Here is a 15,825-nt window from a genome sequence, read left to right as displayed (position 1 = left end):
AGGGCGGGAACGCCGCACGTTCTGAGACCGGCTCGCCGCGGCACTGAGCGCGCCGATCGGCACCGGCCTACACCTCCGCCCCCGCCGCCGCCTCCGGGAGCGGCCGGTGCCCGCATCCATCGTCTTCGCCGATGGCTGGCATGCCCGGGCACGCGTTCCGCATGGAGTGGATATTGGATATTCCTTGGGTATGGCCACCCTGTCACCCCGTCGCATGACGGACGAAGTCATCCGGATCCTGCGTGATCGGATCATCGCCGGCGAGCTGCCGCCCGGCAGCCGCATCGACTCGGCGACGTTCGCCGCCGAGCTCGGCATCAGCCGTACGCCGGTGCGCGAGGCGATGCTGCAGCTCGAGGCGGCAGGGCTCGTCGTGCGCCAGCCCTACCGTGGCACGGTGGTGAGCGGCATCGACCCGAACCGGCTCGAAGAAGTGACCGCCCTGCGCATCGACCTCGAGGGCCGGGCGACCCTCCTCGGCGTCCCCCGAATCTCCGATGCCGGCGTCGCGCGGATGGCGCGGATCCTCGACGAGCTCGAACAGCGCCGCACCGACGACGACTTCTCGATGGGCGGGTTCAACGAGCTCAACCACGCGTTCCACGGCACCTTGTACGGTGCCGCCGACAGCCCGACACTGCTGCGACTCATCGACCTGCTCGGCGCAGAGGCCGACCGCATCCGGCTCCACTTCGATCTGCGGGCGCCGCTCGCGGACGCATATCACCGCGCCATCCTCGACGCCTGCCGGCGGCGTGATGCCGACGCGGCGGCCCACTCGACGCGCCTGCACCTTCTCGAGTCGTGTCTCGGCATGCGCGGCGGCGACCGCGCCGTGCACGACGGCATCCTCGCCGACGTGCTGCGCGAGCAGGGGATGGAGGTGACCCGATGACCGACAGCGGCGTCGCGGCCGAGGCCGCGACGCTTTTTCTCACCGACGCGGATGTCGCCGCCCTCGCCGACTGGGACGCGGCGATCGCCGCGCTGCGTGACGCGTACGCACGCCCTGAAGACCCGAAGGCGACGCCGGAGCGTGCCGTCGCAGTGACGGCGACCGGCTGGCAGCGGGTCATGCCGTCTGCTCCCCCCGGCGCACGCTTCGCCGGGTCGAAGACGATCGCCGCGTCGATGACCGACGGCGTCGCGAGCTATCTCGTCACGCTCTTCGACCAGCACGATTCGCGGCTGGCCGCACTCATCGACGGCAATCGGATCACCGGCATCCGCACCGCGGCGACCGCGGCCGCCGCACTCACGGCGCTGCTCCCCGACCGCCCGCTGACGGCGGCCGTCGTCGGCAGCGGATTCGAGGCGCGCGCGCAGCTGCGCGCGGCATCTCGCATCGCCCGCATCGAGGGCGTCCGCGTGTCGAGTCCGACAGCGGCCCACCGTGCACGGTTCGCCCGCGAGCTCGGCACTGAGCTCGGCATCCCGATCACGGCCGTCACCGACGCGCGCACCGCCGTCGACGGAGCCGACCTCGTGCTCTGCGCGGCGCGCTCGCACGACGAGACGCCTACGGTACTGGCCGACTGGGTGACTCGCGATGCGACCATCGTCTCGGTGGGCTCGACCACGCCGTCGCAGCGAGAGCTCGACCCGGCACTGATCGACCGCGCCGGATTCATCGTGGCCGACGCCCTCGCCGAGGTGCTGCACGACAGCGGCGACATGATCGCGGCACGTGAGGCGGGATTCGATCCGGATGCTGTGACGGTCTCGCTGCACGATCTGCTCGGCGGCGCCGCGAGAAGGCCGGAGCAGGGCATCGCGATCTACAAGTCCACCGGCAGCGGCTTCCAGGACATCGTGCTGGCCGAGCTGCTGTACGACCGCGCCGTCGCGCAGGGCGCGGGAACGCCCCTGCCGGTCGGCATCCTGACCATCCGCAAGTAAGGAAGAGCATGGCGAACTATACGAAGTCCGAGGCCCGCGACTGGGCGCGCGAGCGCCTCGTCGGGGCAGTGAACTGCACGATCCCCTCGTTCACGACCGACCTCACCGCGATCAACGAGCGCGGCATCCGGCACGACGTCCGACTCGCCACGGAGCATGGATTCCTCGGCTCGCTCGCCGTCTCGGAAGTGAATATCACGCTTCCGGAATATCTCGAGTTCATCCAGATCATGAAGGACGAGGCCGGCGACGACCTGGTCATCGTGCACCACGGCAGCTGGTCGACCCTCGAGCAGAACATCCAGGCGGTCAAGGGCGCCGAGGCCGCTGGTGCCGAGCTGGTGCTGCTGAGCTACCCGCCGAACTTCTACCCGCAGTCCGAGCAGGACATCTACGACTACACGAAGGCCGTGTGCGATGCGACGAACCTCGCTGTGATCGTGTTCCCGATGTTCCTGTGGGGCTTCTCCAGCCGCATCCACCCCTCCGACATCCCGGCCCGACTCATCCGGCGGATGCTCGATGACATCCCGAACATCGCCGTGATCAAGGCCGAGGGCGGGTTCCCGTCCATCATGGGAATCGTCGAGGCGCACCGCCTGTTCGGTGACGAGGTCGTCATCTCGTGCCCGATCGAGGGCGAACTGCTGCCCCTGGGCCAGCTCATCCCGCTCCAGCTGTCGGCCACGAGTGACCACGAGTTCTGGGGCCCGACGATCCCACATGCGATGAACCTGCTGCGCGACGGCCGGTTCGACGAGGTCACCGAGCTGTACTGGCAGATGCATCCAGCTCGAAGGGCCAAGGGCGCGATGGCACAGCAGCTCAACGGCGGCCACTTCATCGACCGGGAGCTGTGGAAGTTCCAGGGATGGCTGCGCGGCTACAACGGCGGCCCGCTGCGGCTGCCGACCCAGCGCATCCACGACCCGCAGATGAACATCCTGCGCAAGGGGCTGCTGGATGCCGGTTTCGAGCCGAGCATGGACCCGTTCAGCGAGTTCTTCGTCGGCCGCAACCCCATGTGATCACTGCTCCGGCGCGGGCAGCCGCGATCTCGAGATACGCCGCATCGTACGCAGTCAGCCTCTTCTCGGCGGCCCATTCGATCGTCGAGGTCGAAGACGGCTGAGCCAGCTCGAGCTCGAGCGATCCGAAGGCTCGCATCAGCTCCCGGACCCGATCGTGCGTCAGTTCGCCGGTGCTGCTGGCTCGCCCGAGCTGCCGACCGGTAGCCACTGGGGAACAGGAACCGCACGGCCATCTCCTGCAGCAGGGCGGTGAAATGCCTGAGTGCCACGACGCGGAACAGGTCGGCCGTCCATGCACGAGCCGCGTGTGTGCGCTGCGCGACTTCGGCATCGACCTCCGTGCGCCACTGACCCCGCCGCACCGATGCCTGGCATCGCCCCGCCACGGTGGTCCGCGGTATCCCGCACCCCTAGCGTGAAGCATGGGGCTCGTGCCCCGACGACGATGTTGAGAGAGGAAAACCCCATGGCCTTCATATGCAGTGCCACCTGGACCGCCAAGCCCGGTGAAGAGCAGACCGTCCGCGACGCGCTCGAGAAGCTCTCGCCCGCCTCGCGCGAAGAGCCCGGCAACCTGTACTACCAGGCGTATCAGGACCCCGCCGAGCCGAGCGTATTCCGCATCTTCGAGGTCTACACCGACGAGGCGGCGTTCACCGCCCACGGCACCTACCCGCACTTCGAGAAGTGGGCGGCCGGCCAGGCGGTTCCGGCACTCGCGATCCGACAGAAGGACTTCTACGAGACGCTGGACTTCTGACATGACGCAGTACGCGCGCTACGTCGGGCCGAACGGCATGGTCCACACCGGGCGCGTCCAGTACGGCAGACTGCAGGACATCCCGGGCGACCCCGAGATCCTCGATCTGCTGAACGCGCCGGCCGGCGTGCGTCGCGACCTCGACGTGCGCGCCGGCCGCCAGCAGAGACTCCCTCTCGAAGAAGCGACCCTCGCCGTGCCGGTGCAGCCGCGCGCGATGCGCGACTTCCTGGTGTTCGAGGCGCACATCGCGGGCATGAAGAAGCTCGATGGCCCCGGCACGCCCGTGCCCGCCCAGTGGTACGAGGCGCCTGCATTCCTGTTCATGAACCCGTGGTCGGTGCTGCCGAGCGGCGCCGACATCCCGATGCCGCCGTTCACTCAGCGGCTCGACTTCGAGCTCGAGGTCGCGATGATCGTCAAGGACACCGTCCGCGACGTTCCGATCGAAGAGGCCGCCGAGCACATCGCCGGGTTCTGCATCCTCAACGACTGGAGCGCGCGCGACATCCAGGCGGGTGAGATGCGGGTGGGGCTGGGGCCTTCCAAGGGCAAGGACTTCGCGAACACGCTCGGTCCCTGGCTGACCACCCCGGACGCGCTCGAGCAGTACCGCGAAGGCGACCGCTACGCGCTGCAGATGTCTGTCGCGGTCAACGGCGAGGTGGTGGGCACCGACAACCTGCGCAACATGTCGTGGTCGTTCGAGGAGATGCTCGTGCACGCCTCGCGCGACGCGTGGGTCGGCGCGGGCGACGTGCTCGCCACCGGCACCGCCTCGCAGGGCGCGCTGAGCGAGCGCTGGGCGCGCTCTGGTTCGCTCACGCCCGCGCCGCTGCAGGTGGGAGATGTCGTGACCATGACGGTCGAAGGACTCGGCACCGTCTCCAACCGCATCGTCGAGTCGACCAGCCCGGCGCACACGGTTCCGCCGGCACGCCGCACCTATGGGGCGGACCGGCTCTGAGCAGCGCCGGCCGAGGCCCAGCGGCACAGGGTGCGTCAGCGGACCGGGCCGAGTGCGCCCGTGCCCGAAGCGCCCTGCCCGGCGGAGGGTGCCCGGTCGCCACCGGTGATCAGACGCATCTGACCATCACCGGCGAGGACGACGAGATCGTAGTTCTCGATGCGTCCGTCGGACAGCTCCGCCTCCACATGGCGATCGACGGCGATCGATCCCACGAGCCACGTGCCCGGGCGCTCCTCCACGGAGGCTTCGCGCCCGCGGCCCCTCGCTGCGCAGGCGCCCGCGGATGCGTCGATGCCAGGCCATAGGGCGACCGCCTCGAGGAGATCGGCTCCCACCGGCAGCACCATGCCGGCTGCGACATCCTGCAACCGCGGCGAGTGCCCGACGAGCGTCACGTCCAGACCCCGGCCGGCAAGCGCGATCGCCGCCGCGCGGCTGCTGTCGCCTTCACCTGCGACAAGGACGGATGAGACCACCATCGACACCACTCCCTCTTCTGCTGCACACGAACGTATGCGGGTGCAGGCCGGCCGGGAACGCGATCCAGTCGATGACAGCTATCGGCTGCAGGCTACGAGCCGGCGGGTGCCTCGGCGCGCACGGCTGCGATCAGCTGGTCACGGAACCACACATGCGCGGGGTCGCTGTCGTGGCTGGCGTGCCACCACAGCTTGAGATCGACCGGAACGCGGCCGAACGGCGCGTCCACACCGATCACGCCGTTGACGGGTCCGAGCTGTTCGGCGAGCACTCGTGGCACCACCGCGACCAGGTCAGTGTCGGCCACGATCGACGGCAGCGCGAGGAAGCTGCCCGCCGTCACCCGTGGCTCGCTGCGGTCGACCCCGAGCTCGCGCAGCCGACGGTCGGCGGGAGTGAAATGCAGACGACCGAACTGAGCGACCGCTTGCGGCAGCGCGACGAACGCCTCGAACGAGAGCACGCCGTCGACCAATGCCGGGTTGTCCGGATCGATGAGACACACATAGTCGTCCACGATCAGGTCGGCGCTCTCGCCGTCGATGCCGATACCCGCAACCGTCACCACGAAGTCGTTGGTGATCAGGTCCCGCTCGCTCTCCATCGGATGCTCGGGCAGCGCCACGACGTCGATCTCGATGTCAGGCGCCTGCTCGAGCACGGCACCGAGCGGCCCGCGCAGGCGCATGGCTCCGTAGTCCGTCGCCATCAGGGTGAGACCGCGTCGGGCCGTGGCCGGATCGAACTCCTTCTCGCCACGCAGCACGCGTTCGATCAGCGGCAGGGTGTGCTGCACTTGTGGCAGCAGCAGCCGGGCGAGCGGCGTGAGCTCGTACTCGCGCCCCACCCGCACGAGCAGCTCGTCGTGGAACACCGTGCGCAGGCGTGCCAGCGCAGTGCTCATCGATGATTGGCCCATCTGCACCCGCTGACCAGCACGCGTGACGTTGGCCTCTTCCAGCAGGGCGCGCAGCGGCACGAGAAGGTTCAGATCGTACTCGGCACCGGCCATGCCCCGCATGCTATCGCGCACGGCTGTGCGGCGCCGGGTCCCGATGGTGCGCGCCGGCGGCGGACGATAGCTGCTATGCCGACACCGGCATTCCGTCACAGTCAGCCGACCCCTAGCGTATGAGGGCGGCCTCGGATGCCGCCCACCTCAGGGAGGAGCCCGCAATGGGTCGACTGCAGGACAAGGTCGCGCTGATCACCGGTATCGGCGGTGGCATGGGCCGCGAAGCGGCACGCCGCTTCGCGGCAGAGGGCGCTGCCGTCATCGGCTGCGACATCGACGCGGCGGCGCTGGAGGAGACGGTGCGTCTGGTGCGGGCCGACGGCGGCACGATCAGCGGTTCGGCACCGGTCGATGCGGGCGACGCGGCGGCGGTGCAGGCCTGGATCGACGATGCCGCGGCCGCCCACGGCGGAATCGACATCCTCTACAACAACGCCTCCATCCAGCGCTTCGGGGCGATCGACGAGATCAGCGTCGCCGACTGGGACTTCGCGATCGACATGGAGTTGAACATCGTCTTCTACGCGGTGCGCGCCGTGTGGAAGCACCTCAAGACCCGCGGCGGCGGCGTGATCCTCAACATCGGCTCGATCGCCGGCACCCGAGGAGTCGAGTTCATGCCCCAGAACGCGCACGGCGCCGCCAAGGCCGGCGTGATCAACCTCACGCAGCAGCTTGCCGTCGAGGGCGGCCCACACGGCATTCGCGCCGTGTGCATCTCGCCGGGCTTCATTCAGACCCCGGCCACCACGTTCCTCGTCGAAGACCCGCCGCCGGCGTTGCGGGACGCATGGGAGCGCATACCCCTGCGCCGTGTCGGCCAGCCCGACGACGTCGTCAACGCCGCCGTGTTCCTCACGTCGGACGAGGCATCCTGGATCACCGGCGTCAATCTCGTCGTCGACGGGGGCGGCTCCACCCTCGGGTGACCCGACGAGCCGAGGCCTGTCCCCGGTCACCACCCCGCCTGATAGCTGGTATCCCGCCTGCGATCTTCAGGCTCCGGCATCTGCTCTCTACCGTAGGTCCCACACACACCGAGGAGTTCGACGATGACCCCTGACACGCTCGCCTTCGACGGCCGCCTCGTGCTGCCCACCGACCCCGAGTGGGACGACGCGCGCGTCGGCCGCGTGTTCAACGGCCGCCGGCCCGACCGGCAGCCCGACGCCGTGCTCATCGCCGCGAGCGTCGCGGACGTGCAGCGCGGCGTGCGCCTGGCTGCCGCGCGCGGCTGGACGGTCGCGGTGCGCTCGGGTGGCCACGCGTGGGCCGCGTGGAGTGTGCGAGACGGCGGCCTGCTCATCGACCTGGGCGCATTCGACGAGATCTCCTACGACGAGCAGACCCACATCGTCAGCGCCGGCCCGGCGACCAAGGGCGGCGAGGTGCTCTCGCCCTATCTCGAGGAGCGCGGTCGGTTCTTCGGCGGCGGCCACTGCCCGACCGTGGGCATCGGCGGGTTCCTGCTGCAGGGCGGCCAGGGCTGGAACCAGCGCGGCTGGGGCTGGGCGGCCGAGGCGATCGTCGCGCTCGACGTCGTCACCGCCGACGGCGCGCTCGTCCGCGCCGACGGGGAGCACAACAGCGACCTCTACTGGGCGGCGCGCGGCGCCGGACCCACCTTCCCCGGAATCGTCGTGCGCTTCCACCTGCAGACGCGGCCGCTGTTCGGCGCCCTCGCGCACACCGTGCACGGCTACGAGCTCGACGACTTCACCGAGGTGATGACGTGGCTGTACGAGACGCACCACCGCATCCCCGACAACGTCGAGATCGTATGCGTGTCGACCCCGGTGGAGCTGCCCGACGGCTCCGAGCGCCGGCTGTTCCTGGTGACCGGCACGGCGTTCGGCGACGACATGGCGCAGGCGCGCGCGTCACTGGCCGAGTTCCGCACCTCACCGGTGCTCGGCCGCGCCGTGTTCGTGAAGGATGCCGCCCCCTCGGCGATGGCCGAGCACCGCCAAGAGCAGGTCAAGCAGAATCCTGAGCACTGGCAGTACATCTGCGACAACGCCTGGATCGATGGCGAGAACACGCCGGAGGGCATTGCCGCGATGGTCGAAGGCATCCGGCCGCTGTTCACCACGAACCCGACCGAGCGCGGCTTCGCGATCTGGATGAGCAATGCCCCGCGGCGACCGCTGCCCGACATGGCGTTCTCGTTGCAGACCGACGCCTATGTCGCGGCCTACACGGTCTACGAGGACCCCACCGAGTTCGCGCGCAACCGCGCCTGGGTCGACGATGTGTTCGCGCACGCCGAGCCGGTCACCGCCGGGCAGTACCTCGGCGACTCCGACATGACGAACCGGCAGCTGACGTTCATGGCGCCGGCGAACTGGACGAAGCTGCAGCAGATCATCGCCGCCCGCGACCCAGAGGGCCGCTTCCACCGGTACCTCGCCGGCGACCCTGCGACCGTGAACGTCAACCACTGGGAGCTCGCGCGCGCATGAGCGACTCGCTCCTCTCCCCCGCCGGGCTGTTCTCGCTGGCCGGCCAGGTGGCGATCGTCACCGGGGCGACCAGCGGCATCGGACTCGCCTCGGCCGAGGCGATCGCCGCCGCAGGTGCACGGGTGGTGCTGGCCGGGCTCGGCGACGCCGACGGTGCGGCGGCGGCGCTGCAGGGGCGCGGCCTCGATGTCGTGGGGGTGCCGTGCGACCTGAGCGACCCCGGCGCGCCCGCATCCCTCGTCCGCACCGCACAACAGCACTGGGGACGCCTGGACATCGTGTTCGCCAACGCCGGCGTCGCACTCGGCGAGGACGTCGCATCGCTGCAGGCCATGTTCGACCTGCACGTGATCTCGGTGCTGCGCCTGGCCGACGCGGCGCTGCCGGTCATGGCCGACGGCGGCGGCGGGCTGTTCCTCGTGATGTCGAGCCTGTCCGGCCTGCGCGGCAACAAGGCGATCGGCGGGTACGGCATCACGAAGGCTGCCAACGCCCAGCTCGCGCGGAACATCGCCGTGCAGTGGGGGCCGCGCGGCATCCGCGCCAACGCGCTGTCGCCCGGCGTCATCGCCACCGAGTTCGCGACGCCCATCACGGGCGATCCGGATGCCGCGCACAGCCGCCTCGCCAAGACACCGATGGGCCGCTTCGGCACGCCCGCCGAGGTCGCCGGCACCGTCGTGTGGCTGGCTTCGCCGGCGGGCGCTTTCGTCAGCGGACAGAACATCGTCATCGACGGGGGCACGCTGGCCTCGGACTGACCGGATGCCGCCCGCGTATCGCCATGCCCGATGTGTGGCATCAGCCCGGCGGCGTTCCGGATCCGCTCGTTCGTTGGTGTGATGGCAGAGTTGGCGAAGCAGCCAGACCCGACGCAGGCGAGGACGCCCTGGCTTCCTCCCGACACACAGCAGGAGTGTCAGTGAAAATCACACGCACATTCGCGATGGCCGCAGCCGTCGCCGCGATCGCGCTCACGGTGAGCGCATGTTCCACCGGCGATGCCGGCGCTCCGGCCCCGAGCGGTTCCAGCTCGCTCAGCAGCGCTGCCCAGACCGCGCTCGACACCGCCTACACCGGCGTCGGCTCGACGCTCGACGACCTCACCCCGGCCAAGCCCAAGGCCGGCCTCAAGTTCTACGCGATGTCATGCGGCGAGTCCAACGCGACATGCTCTGCGCCGGCCGCCGCGATGGTCGACGCCGCGAAGGCCGCCGGCTGGTCCGGCACCGTCGTGGACGGCAAGCTCAGCCCCGAGGGCTTCGCGACCGCGATCCGCCAGGCGGTCGCCGGCGGCGCCAACGTGCTCGTGCCGGTCGGCATCAGCTGCTCGGCGGCGGCAGCCGCGTTCGCCGAAGCCAAAGCCGCCGGCGTCACGATCATCGGTGGCGGCGGCGTGGACGACTGCAGCCCGAAGGAATGGGCCTCTGAGCGCCTGTGGCTGAAGGACTCGCCCGTGCCCACCCCCTTCCAGGCGATCGGCAAGCTGCAGGCCGACTACACGTTCGGCAAGAACAACGGCGACGTCAAGGCCGTCGTGCTCAACATGACCAGCAACCCCTGGGGCGGCCTGGTCACCCAGGCGTACAAGGACGAGCTGAAGGCTCTGGGCAGCGGCGAGGTCGTCGAGACCGTCGACATCTCGGACCCCGAGCAGGCGGACGGCTCGTTCGTGCAGAAGGTCGTCAGCGCACTGCTGGCCAACCCCGACGTGAACACGCTGGTGATGCCGACCGACGGATTCCTCGTGAACGGCCTCGCCGCGGCCATCGCCCAGGCGGGCCTCGCCGACAAGATCGTGTCGGTGGGCGGCTTCGGCTCCGCAGCGGCCCTCGACATGATCCGCAGCGGCCAGCCGGGCATCACCGCCACCATCGGCCAGGCGCAGAACTGGCAGGCCTGGGGTTCCATCGACACGGCCATCCGAGTGCTCGACAGCCAGAATCCGGCCTACATCGGGGAGTCGGTGCAGGCGGTCGACAAGGATCACAACATGCCGAAGTCCGGTCCGTATGACGGCAGTATCGACTGGAAGTCGAAGTTCCTCACGGCGTGGGGCAAGTGACCGACGCCACGACGAACCCGGGAGCGGCAGGGTCCATCCCTGCCGCTCCCGGCACGTCGACCTCCGATCTCGCCGTGGAGGTCCGGCACCTCGACAAGGACTTCGCCGGCACCAGGGCACTGAACGATGCCTCGCTACTGGTGCGCGGCGGCACGGTGCACGCCCTGCTCGGCGGCAACGGCTCGGGCAAGTCGACGACGATCAAGATCCTCGCGGGCGTCTATCGGGCGGATGCCGGCGACCTGACGATCTTCGGTCAGACGCATGACCTGGGCGAGTACACACCCGCCACCGCCCAGCAGGCGGGGCTGCGGTTCGTGCACCAGGACCTCGGGCTGTTTCTCGACCTGTCGGTCGAGGAGAACTTCGCCCTCGACTCGGGCTACCCGACGCGCCGCGGCGGCATCGACTGGCGCGCGCTGCGCCGGAAGGTCACACGGCTGCTCGCCGAATACGAACTCGACGTCGATCCCCGCGCCGCCATACGCACGCTGCGCCCGTCCGACCAGACCATGGTCGCGATCGCGCGTGCCCTGCAGGATCAGGATTCCGAACAGCAGCTGATCCTCGTGCTCGACGAGCCGACCGCGCGCCTGGCCGCGCACGAATCCGAGCTGCTGCTGCAGCGCGTGCGCCGTCGCGCCGACGCCGGCCAGACAGTGCTCATCGTCAGCCACCGGCTGCGCGAGGTGCTCGGCGTCTCGGACGACTTCACGATCTACCGCGACGGCCGCCTGGCGGGCGCGCTCGTCGACGCCTCGCCGACCGAGGAAGAGCTCGTCGAGATCATGGCGGGCAAGGCCGTGCGGGCCCTGCACCCCACCGGCGATCGCGCCCACGCCGACGGCACTCCGGTCTTCACCGCGAGGGGCCTGCGCGGTGGACCGGTGCGCGGCATCGACCTGACCGTGCACCGCGGCGAGATCCTGGGGCTGACCGGTCTGGTCGGCGCCGGCCGCTCCAGCGTGCTCAAGATGCTCTTCGGCGAGCACACCCCGGCCGGCGGCACCATGACCCTCGACGGCAAGCGCTACGCGCCGCACAACGTGGGCGAGGCGATGGCGGCCGGTGTGGCGATGGTCCCCGAGGACCGCGCGCACGAGGCATCCTTCATGGACCAGACCGTCACCGAGAATCTCGCGGTCGCTCGCCTCTCGGAGAACTGGACCGGCGGATTCATGCCGCGCGGACGGGAGCGCGACGCAGCCCGAGAGCTCATCGCCGAGTTCGGCGTCAAGGTCGCCGGGCCCGAGGCCCCCTATTCGTCGATGTCCGGCGGCAACCAGCAGAAGGTGGTGCTCGCGCGCTGGATGCAGCGCCGCCCGCGCCTGCTGCTACTGGACGAACCGACCCAGGGGGTCGACGTGATGAGCCGCGCCGACATCTACGACAGCATCCGCCGCGCCGCCGCCGCCGGCTGTGCAGTCATCGTCGCCTCCAGCGACCTGGCCGAGATCCACGCGCTCTGCGACCGGACGCTGGTACTCAGCCGCGGCAAGATCTCTGACGAGGTCGCCGCCGGCACCCTCGACGTCGACGCCCTCACCAGCCTGGTGCTGCGTGAGAAGACCATTCCCGATGCCGCCACGGAGGCAACCCCATGACCGATACCCAGAGTCCGCCGACGACGGCGACCGTCTCCATCCCAGCAAGGCGCAGACCCAAAGCCATGCAGCTGCTGGAGAATTACGCGCTGCCGCTGCTGACGGTCATCGTGTACGCGTTCTTCTGCCTCTTCCCGCTCTCGGCGCGGGCCTTCCCGACGGTGAACAACCTCAACGTCATCCTCGGCAGCAACGCGCTCATCGCGCTCATCGCGATCGCGGCGATCTTCCCACTGGTGTGCAATTACTTCGACTTCTCGCTCGGCGCGAACGCCGTCATGACGCAGGTGATGACGGCGGGCATGATGTCGGTGTTCGGGATGCCGCTGTGGCTGTCGATCGTCATCTCGCTGTGCCTCGGAACCCTGGTGGGCGTTGTGAACGGCTACTTCGTCACCAAGCTGCGGATGAACCCGTTCGTCACCACCCTGGGCATGTCGATGCTCCTGGCAGGTCTGATGTCGTGGTTCACCGGCGGCCGGACGCTGGTCAGCGGCATCGACCCGGCGCTGATCACGTTCGGGTCGACGCGATTCCTCGGCATCCCGCTCGTGTTCCTGATCACCCTGCTGGTGGGGCTGGTCGCCTGGTACTTCTTCTCGCACACGCCGTTCGGCCGCTCGCTGTATGCCATCGGCTCGAACGCGACCGCGGCACGGCTCGTCGGCCTGCCGGTGACCCGGAACGTGTGGTGGAGCTTCATCGTGGCCGGATTCATCGCCGGATTCGCAGGCGTGCTGCAGCTGTCGCGGGTGGGCAGCGCCGCCGCATCGGACGGCGGCAGCCTGCTGTTCCCCGCCCTTGCGGCCGTGTTCCTGGGCGCCACCGCGATCCGGCCGGGCTTCTTCAACGTGTGGGGCACGATCATCGGCGCGGTGTTCGTGTCGGTGTCGGTCAGCGGGCTCGCCCTGTCCGGCGCCAGCGGCTGGGCGTCCAACGTGTTCAACGGCGCTGCGCTGCTGGCGGCCGTCGCGCTGTCGACGTACCTGGGTCGGGTCAAGCGGCAGGGGTGAGCCGGGCGCCGCCCGTAGGATGGGCGCGTGACCGATGTCCGCAAGCTCGACCTCAACCTCGTGGTCGTGCTCGACGCTCTGCTCGCCGAACGCAATCTCACCCGGGCCGGCGAACTGGTCGGCATGGCGCAACCGGCCGTCAGCGCCGCCCTCGGGCGCCTGCGCGAGCTGTTCGATGATCCGCTGCTCGAGCGCGCCGGCCGCGGCTTCGTGCTCACCCCGCGCGCCGAATCGCTCATCCCCAGCGTCGCCGAGTGCATGGCGGCTGTGCAGCACACCTTCCAGGCGCTGCCGACCTTCGAGCCGGCCACCAGCACCCGCACGTTCCTGGTGTCGGCATCCGATTACGTCCTCGCCGAGATCACGAGCCCGCTGCTGACGGTGCTCGGACGGGATGCTCCGCACACCAGCGTCGAGTTCGACGGGCTCCCCGTCGCAGAGATGGTCTCGCCCATCGATCTGCTGCGCCGCGACATCACGATCGCCGGCACCGGGCGCGGCGTTCCCGGCAAGCGGGCGTCGCTGTTCTCGGACCGATTCGTGTGCGTCGTGGATGCCGCCAACCCGGCGCTGCAGGACGGCGCACTGTCGCTGCAGTCGCTGGCGCGGCTGCGGCACGTGCGCTCGGTGTTCGGCCCGCACGTGTCCACCCACATCGATGACATGCTCAGCGCCGCCGAGATCTCACCCCGGGTCGCCCTGACCGTGCAGGGCTTCATGACGGTGCCGTTCGTGCTGGCCGGCACACCGTGGGTGGGCTGGGTGCCCGAGCGCACCGCGAACCGCTATGCCGCCTCGCTCGGCCTGGTGATCGCCGACACACCGATCGCGCCGAGCGTGCTCATCGAGGCCGCCTACTGGCATCCGTCCAAGTCCGACGACCCGGCACTGCAGTGGCTCGTGCAGCAGCTGCGCCGCGCCGCCGAACTCGTCGAGTTCGGCGAGGACGCCGAGTGACCCGTACTCGTCGGGGTGGCCGGAGGAGTCCCGATGCCCCATTCCGCTGACAACCCGATCGTCGTGCTCGGCGGCGGTCCCGCCGGCATGGCCAGCGCTCGCGCTGCATACCGCCGGCCACCACGTCATGATCCTTGAGCGTTATCGCGAAGCGCGGCCAGCCGGCAACATCCTCAACCTGTGGCCGCCGCCGATCAAGGCGCTAGGGCTGATGGGTGTGGACACGGATGACCTCGGCGCCCCCTGCCACTCCACATTCCGCAGCGTACGAGGCGAGATCCGCGCGGACATCGACATTCCGGCCGATGTCGTCGCCGAATACGGCGGGGGATTCACCGGGATGCTGCGCCCCGACCTGTACCAGCGCATGCTCACCGCTCTGCCGGACGGAATGCTGCACACGAGCCAGGAAGTCGTCCGCATCGACGACCGCGGCGATCACGTGGAACTGCAGCTGAAGGACGGCGCCGTCCTTCAGACACCGCTGCTGGTGGGCGCCGACGGCATCGACTCGGCAGTGCGCGCGCATCTGTGGGGTGCGTCCCCCAAGCGAGAACACCGGCTGCACATCATCGGCGGGTACACGTTCGATCACGTGCCCGGCGTCGAGGAGGGCGAAGCGATCATCGCGCACTCCCGCACGGTGCAGGGTTCGTACACGGCCATCCGCAGCCAGGGTCGAGACGGAGACCAGTGGTGGGTGCTGCAGGCCTGCGATCCGGACGCGGCGGCGCAGGCCGACCTGCGCCGATTCGCGCTGGAGAGTGCGCAGGAGTTCGGCGCACGGCTGACCTCGCTGATCGAGGCGACCGGCGAGGCGAAGTCCACACCGTACATCGTGGCGATCACGAGCTCGGCGAAAAGCATCGTCGCGATGTCGAGACCGGCTTCGCCTCCGAGCGCAAGGGTGTCGGCGGCGAGCCGGATCACGCGTTGCGCCTCTTCGACGCCACGGTCGTGCACCCAATCATCGCGAAGGGAAGCCGCGATGATGGGCCGCAGCAGATCCGCGTTGCGTGCGAAATGGTCGGCGAGAGCCTCAACGACGGCCGCGATGCGCTCGGCCAGCGGGCGTCGGACCCCCGGACCCCCGCAAACGCTGCGCTGTCGGAGCGCCGGAGATCGACCATGGCATGCTCGTAGACGGCGGCGACCAGGCCCGCCAGCCCGTCGACGCGCGCATACAGCGAGGGCGCCGAAATCTCTGCCCGTCGGCACACCTCACTGATCGTGAGCCCATCCAGCCCGCCCTCGATGAACAAGGCCAGTCCGACATCGAGCACACGGTTCCACGCCTCGCGGGTGCGCTGCTGCTTCGGCTCACGCACGACTGGAGCCTGGGTCACCCCTCGATTCTCGCGCGCGCTCAGGCGCGCTCCCCTTTCTGCCCGAACCGGCGACGCCGGGTTCTGCCCGAACCGGCGATTCCTGGCATCATCGCCGCGCGGTGGTTCACGCCATCGGTTCGCCGGCGCCGATGACAGGCATCGCGCCGACGACGTCCCCTGAGAGCCGGTCGCAGCGTAGCGTCGAGCGCGCAGACGTGTCATCGTTGATCGGGGCACACAC

General features: G+C 69.6%; 17 protein-coding genes. 12 read left to right on the top strand and 5 right to left on the bottom strand.

What is annotated here, in order from left to right; translation table 11 throughout:
* Window positions 1–214: 214 nt before the first annotated feature.
* The 5 genes from ABD705_RS02920 to ABD705_RS02900 all read left to right on the top strand — a co-directional run bounded on the left by ABD705_RS02920 (window position 215) and on the right by ABD705_RS02900 (window position 4,657).
* Window positions 215–895, top strand: a complete 681-nt coding sequence (locus ABD705_RS02920) for a GntR family transcriptional regulator (protein ID WP_344780323.1) — start codon at window positions 215–217, stop codon at window positions 893–895.
* Window positions 892–1,899 (top strand): ornithine cyclodeaminase family protein, encoded by a 1,008-nt coding sequence (locus ABD705_RS02915; RefSeq protein ID WP_344780321.1) that lies wholly within the window; start codon window positions 892–894, stop codon window positions 1,897–1,899. The genes ABD705_RS02920 and ABD705_RS02915 overlap by 4 nt, the downstream gene beginning before the upstream one ends.
* 8 nt (window positions 1,900–1,907) lie before the next feature.
* Window positions 1,908–2,927 carry a dihydrodipicolinate synthase family protein gene (locus ABD705_RS02910; protein WP_344780319.1) on the top strand — a complete coding sequence of 340 codons (1,020 nt, stop codon included), beginning with the start codon at window positions 1,908–1,910 and terminating at the stop codon, window positions 2,925–2,927.
* 469 nt (window positions 2,928–3,396) lie between these two features.
* On the top strand, window positions 3,397–3,690 hold the full coding sequence (locus ABD705_RS02905; RefSeq protein WP_344780317.1) for a putative quinol monooxygenase: 294 nt from the start codon (window positions 3,397–3,399) through the stop codon (window positions 3,688–3,690).
* 1 nt (window position 3,691) lies between these two features.
* Window positions 3,692–4,657 carry a fumarylacetoacetate hydrolase family protein gene (locus ABD705_RS02900; RefSeq protein WP_344780315.1) on the top strand — a complete coding sequence of 322 codons (966 nt, stop codon included), beginning with the start codon at window positions 3,692–3,694 and terminating at the stop codon, window positions 4,655–4,657.
* Between the two features lie 35 nt (window positions 4,658–4,692).
* Here ABD705_RS02900 and ABD705_RS02895 read toward each other — a convergent pair whose 3' ends face one another.
* Together ABD705_RS02895 and ABD705_RS02890 are read right to left on the bottom strand one after the other, a co-directional pair.
* A complete protein-coding gene (locus ABD705_RS02895) occupies window positions 4,693–5,145 on the bottom strand; it encodes a hypothetical protein (protein WP_344780313.1) in 453 nt (150 codons plus the stop codon).
* Between the two features lie 86 nt (window positions 5,146–5,231).
* Window positions 5,232–6,152 carry a LysR family transcriptional regulator gene (locus ABD705_RS02890; RefSeq protein ID WP_344780311.1) on the bottom strand — a complete coding sequence of 307 codons (921 nt, stop codon included), beginning with the start codon at window positions 6,150–6,152 and terminating at the stop codon, window positions 5,232–5,234.
* Between the two features lie 164 nt (window positions 6,153–6,316).
* On the opposite strand from ABD705_RS02890, the gene ABD705_RS02885 reads away from it, so the two are divergent.
* The 7 genes from ABD705_RS02885 (at window position 6,317) to ABD705_RS02855 (ending at window position 14,256) form a co-directional block, all read left to right on the top strand.
* Complete coding sequence (locus tag ABD705_RS02885; protein WP_344780309.1) at window positions 6,317–7,084, top strand: SDR family NAD(P)-dependent oxidoreductase; 768 nt, start codon at window positions 6,317–6,319, stop codon at window positions 7,082–7,084.
* A 123-nt stretch (window positions 7,085–7,207) separates the two neighbouring features.
* Window positions 7,208–8,617, top strand: a complete 1,410-nt coding sequence (locus ABD705_RS02880; RefSeq protein ID WP_344780307.1) for an FAD-binding oxidoreductase — start codon at window positions 7,208–7,210, stop codon at window positions 8,615–8,617.
* Window positions 8,614–9,378, top strand: coding sequence for an SDR family NAD(P)-dependent oxidoreductase (locus tag ABD705_RS02875; protein WP_344780305.1), 765 nt, complete (start codon window positions 8,614–8,616; stop codon window positions 9,376–9,378). The genes ABD705_RS02880 and ABD705_RS02875 overlap by 4 nt, the downstream gene beginning before the upstream one ends.
* 161 nt (window positions 9,379–9,539) lie before the next feature.
* Entirely contained in the window at window positions 9,540–10,682 is a 1,143-nt protein-coding gene (locus ABD705_RS02870; RefSeq protein ID WP_344780303.1) for a substrate-binding domain-containing protein, read from the top strand.
* A complete protein-coding gene (locus ABD705_RS02865) occupies window positions 10,679–12,286 on the top strand; it encodes a sugar ABC transporter ATP-binding protein (RefSeq protein ID WP_344780301.1) in 1,608 nt (535 codons plus the stop codon). The genes ABD705_RS02870 and ABD705_RS02865 overlap by 4 nt, the downstream gene beginning before the upstream one ends.
* The gene (locus ABD705_RS02860) at window positions 12,283–13,299 is read left to right on the top strand and encodes an ABC transporter permease (protein WP_344780299.1); all 1,017 of its coding nucleotides are present in this window, start codon (window positions 12,283–12,285) and stop codon (window positions 13,297–13,299) included. Before ABD705_RS02865 ends, ABD705_RS02860 begins: the two co-directional genes overlap by 4 nt.
* A 27-nt stretch (window positions 13,300–13,326) precedes the next feature.
* A complete protein-coding gene (locus ABD705_RS02855; RefSeq protein ID WP_344780297.1) occupies window positions 13,327–14,256 on the top strand; it encodes a LysR family transcriptional regulator in 930 nt (309 codons plus the stop codon).
* A gap of 202 nt (window positions 14,257–14,458) precedes the next feature.
* On the opposite strand, the gene ABD705_RS16065 is transcribed toward ABD705_RS02855, so the two are convergent.
* Genes ABD705_RS16065 through ABD705_RS16055 form a run of 3 tightly spaced genes read right to left on the bottom strand, consistent with a single transcriptional unit; the run spans window position 14,459 to window position 15,806 of the window.
* Window positions 14,459–14,890 (bottom strand): hypothetical protein, encoded by a 432-nt coding sequence (locus ABD705_RS16065; RefSeq protein WP_425562016.1) that lies wholly within the window; start codon window positions 14,888–14,890, stop codon window positions 14,459–14,461.
* Window positions 14,848–15,186 (bottom strand): hypothetical protein, encoded by a 339-nt coding sequence (locus tag ABD705_RS16060; protein WP_425562015.1) that lies wholly within the window; start codon window positions 15,184–15,186, stop codon window positions 14,848–14,850. The genes ABD705_RS16065 and ABD705_RS16060 overlap by 43 nt, the downstream gene beginning before the upstream one ends.
* On the bottom strand, window positions 15,183–15,806 hold the full coding sequence (locus ABD705_RS16055; protein WP_425562014.1) for a TetR/AcrR family transcriptional regulator: 624 nt from the start codon (window positions 15,804–15,806) through the stop codon (window positions 15,183–15,185). Before ABD705_RS16055 ends, ABD705_RS16060 begins: the two co-directional genes overlap by 4 nt.
* Window positions 15,807–15,825: the final 19 nt, after the last annotated feature.

The sequence above is a fragment of the Microbacterium kribbense genome (genome assembly GCF_039537285.1).
Taxonomy (GTDB): Bacteria; Actinomycetota; Actinomycetes; order Actinomycetales; family Microbacteriaceae; genus Microbacterium; species Microbacterium kribbense.
This window is presented reverse-complemented; position numbering and strand designations above follow the sequence as displayed.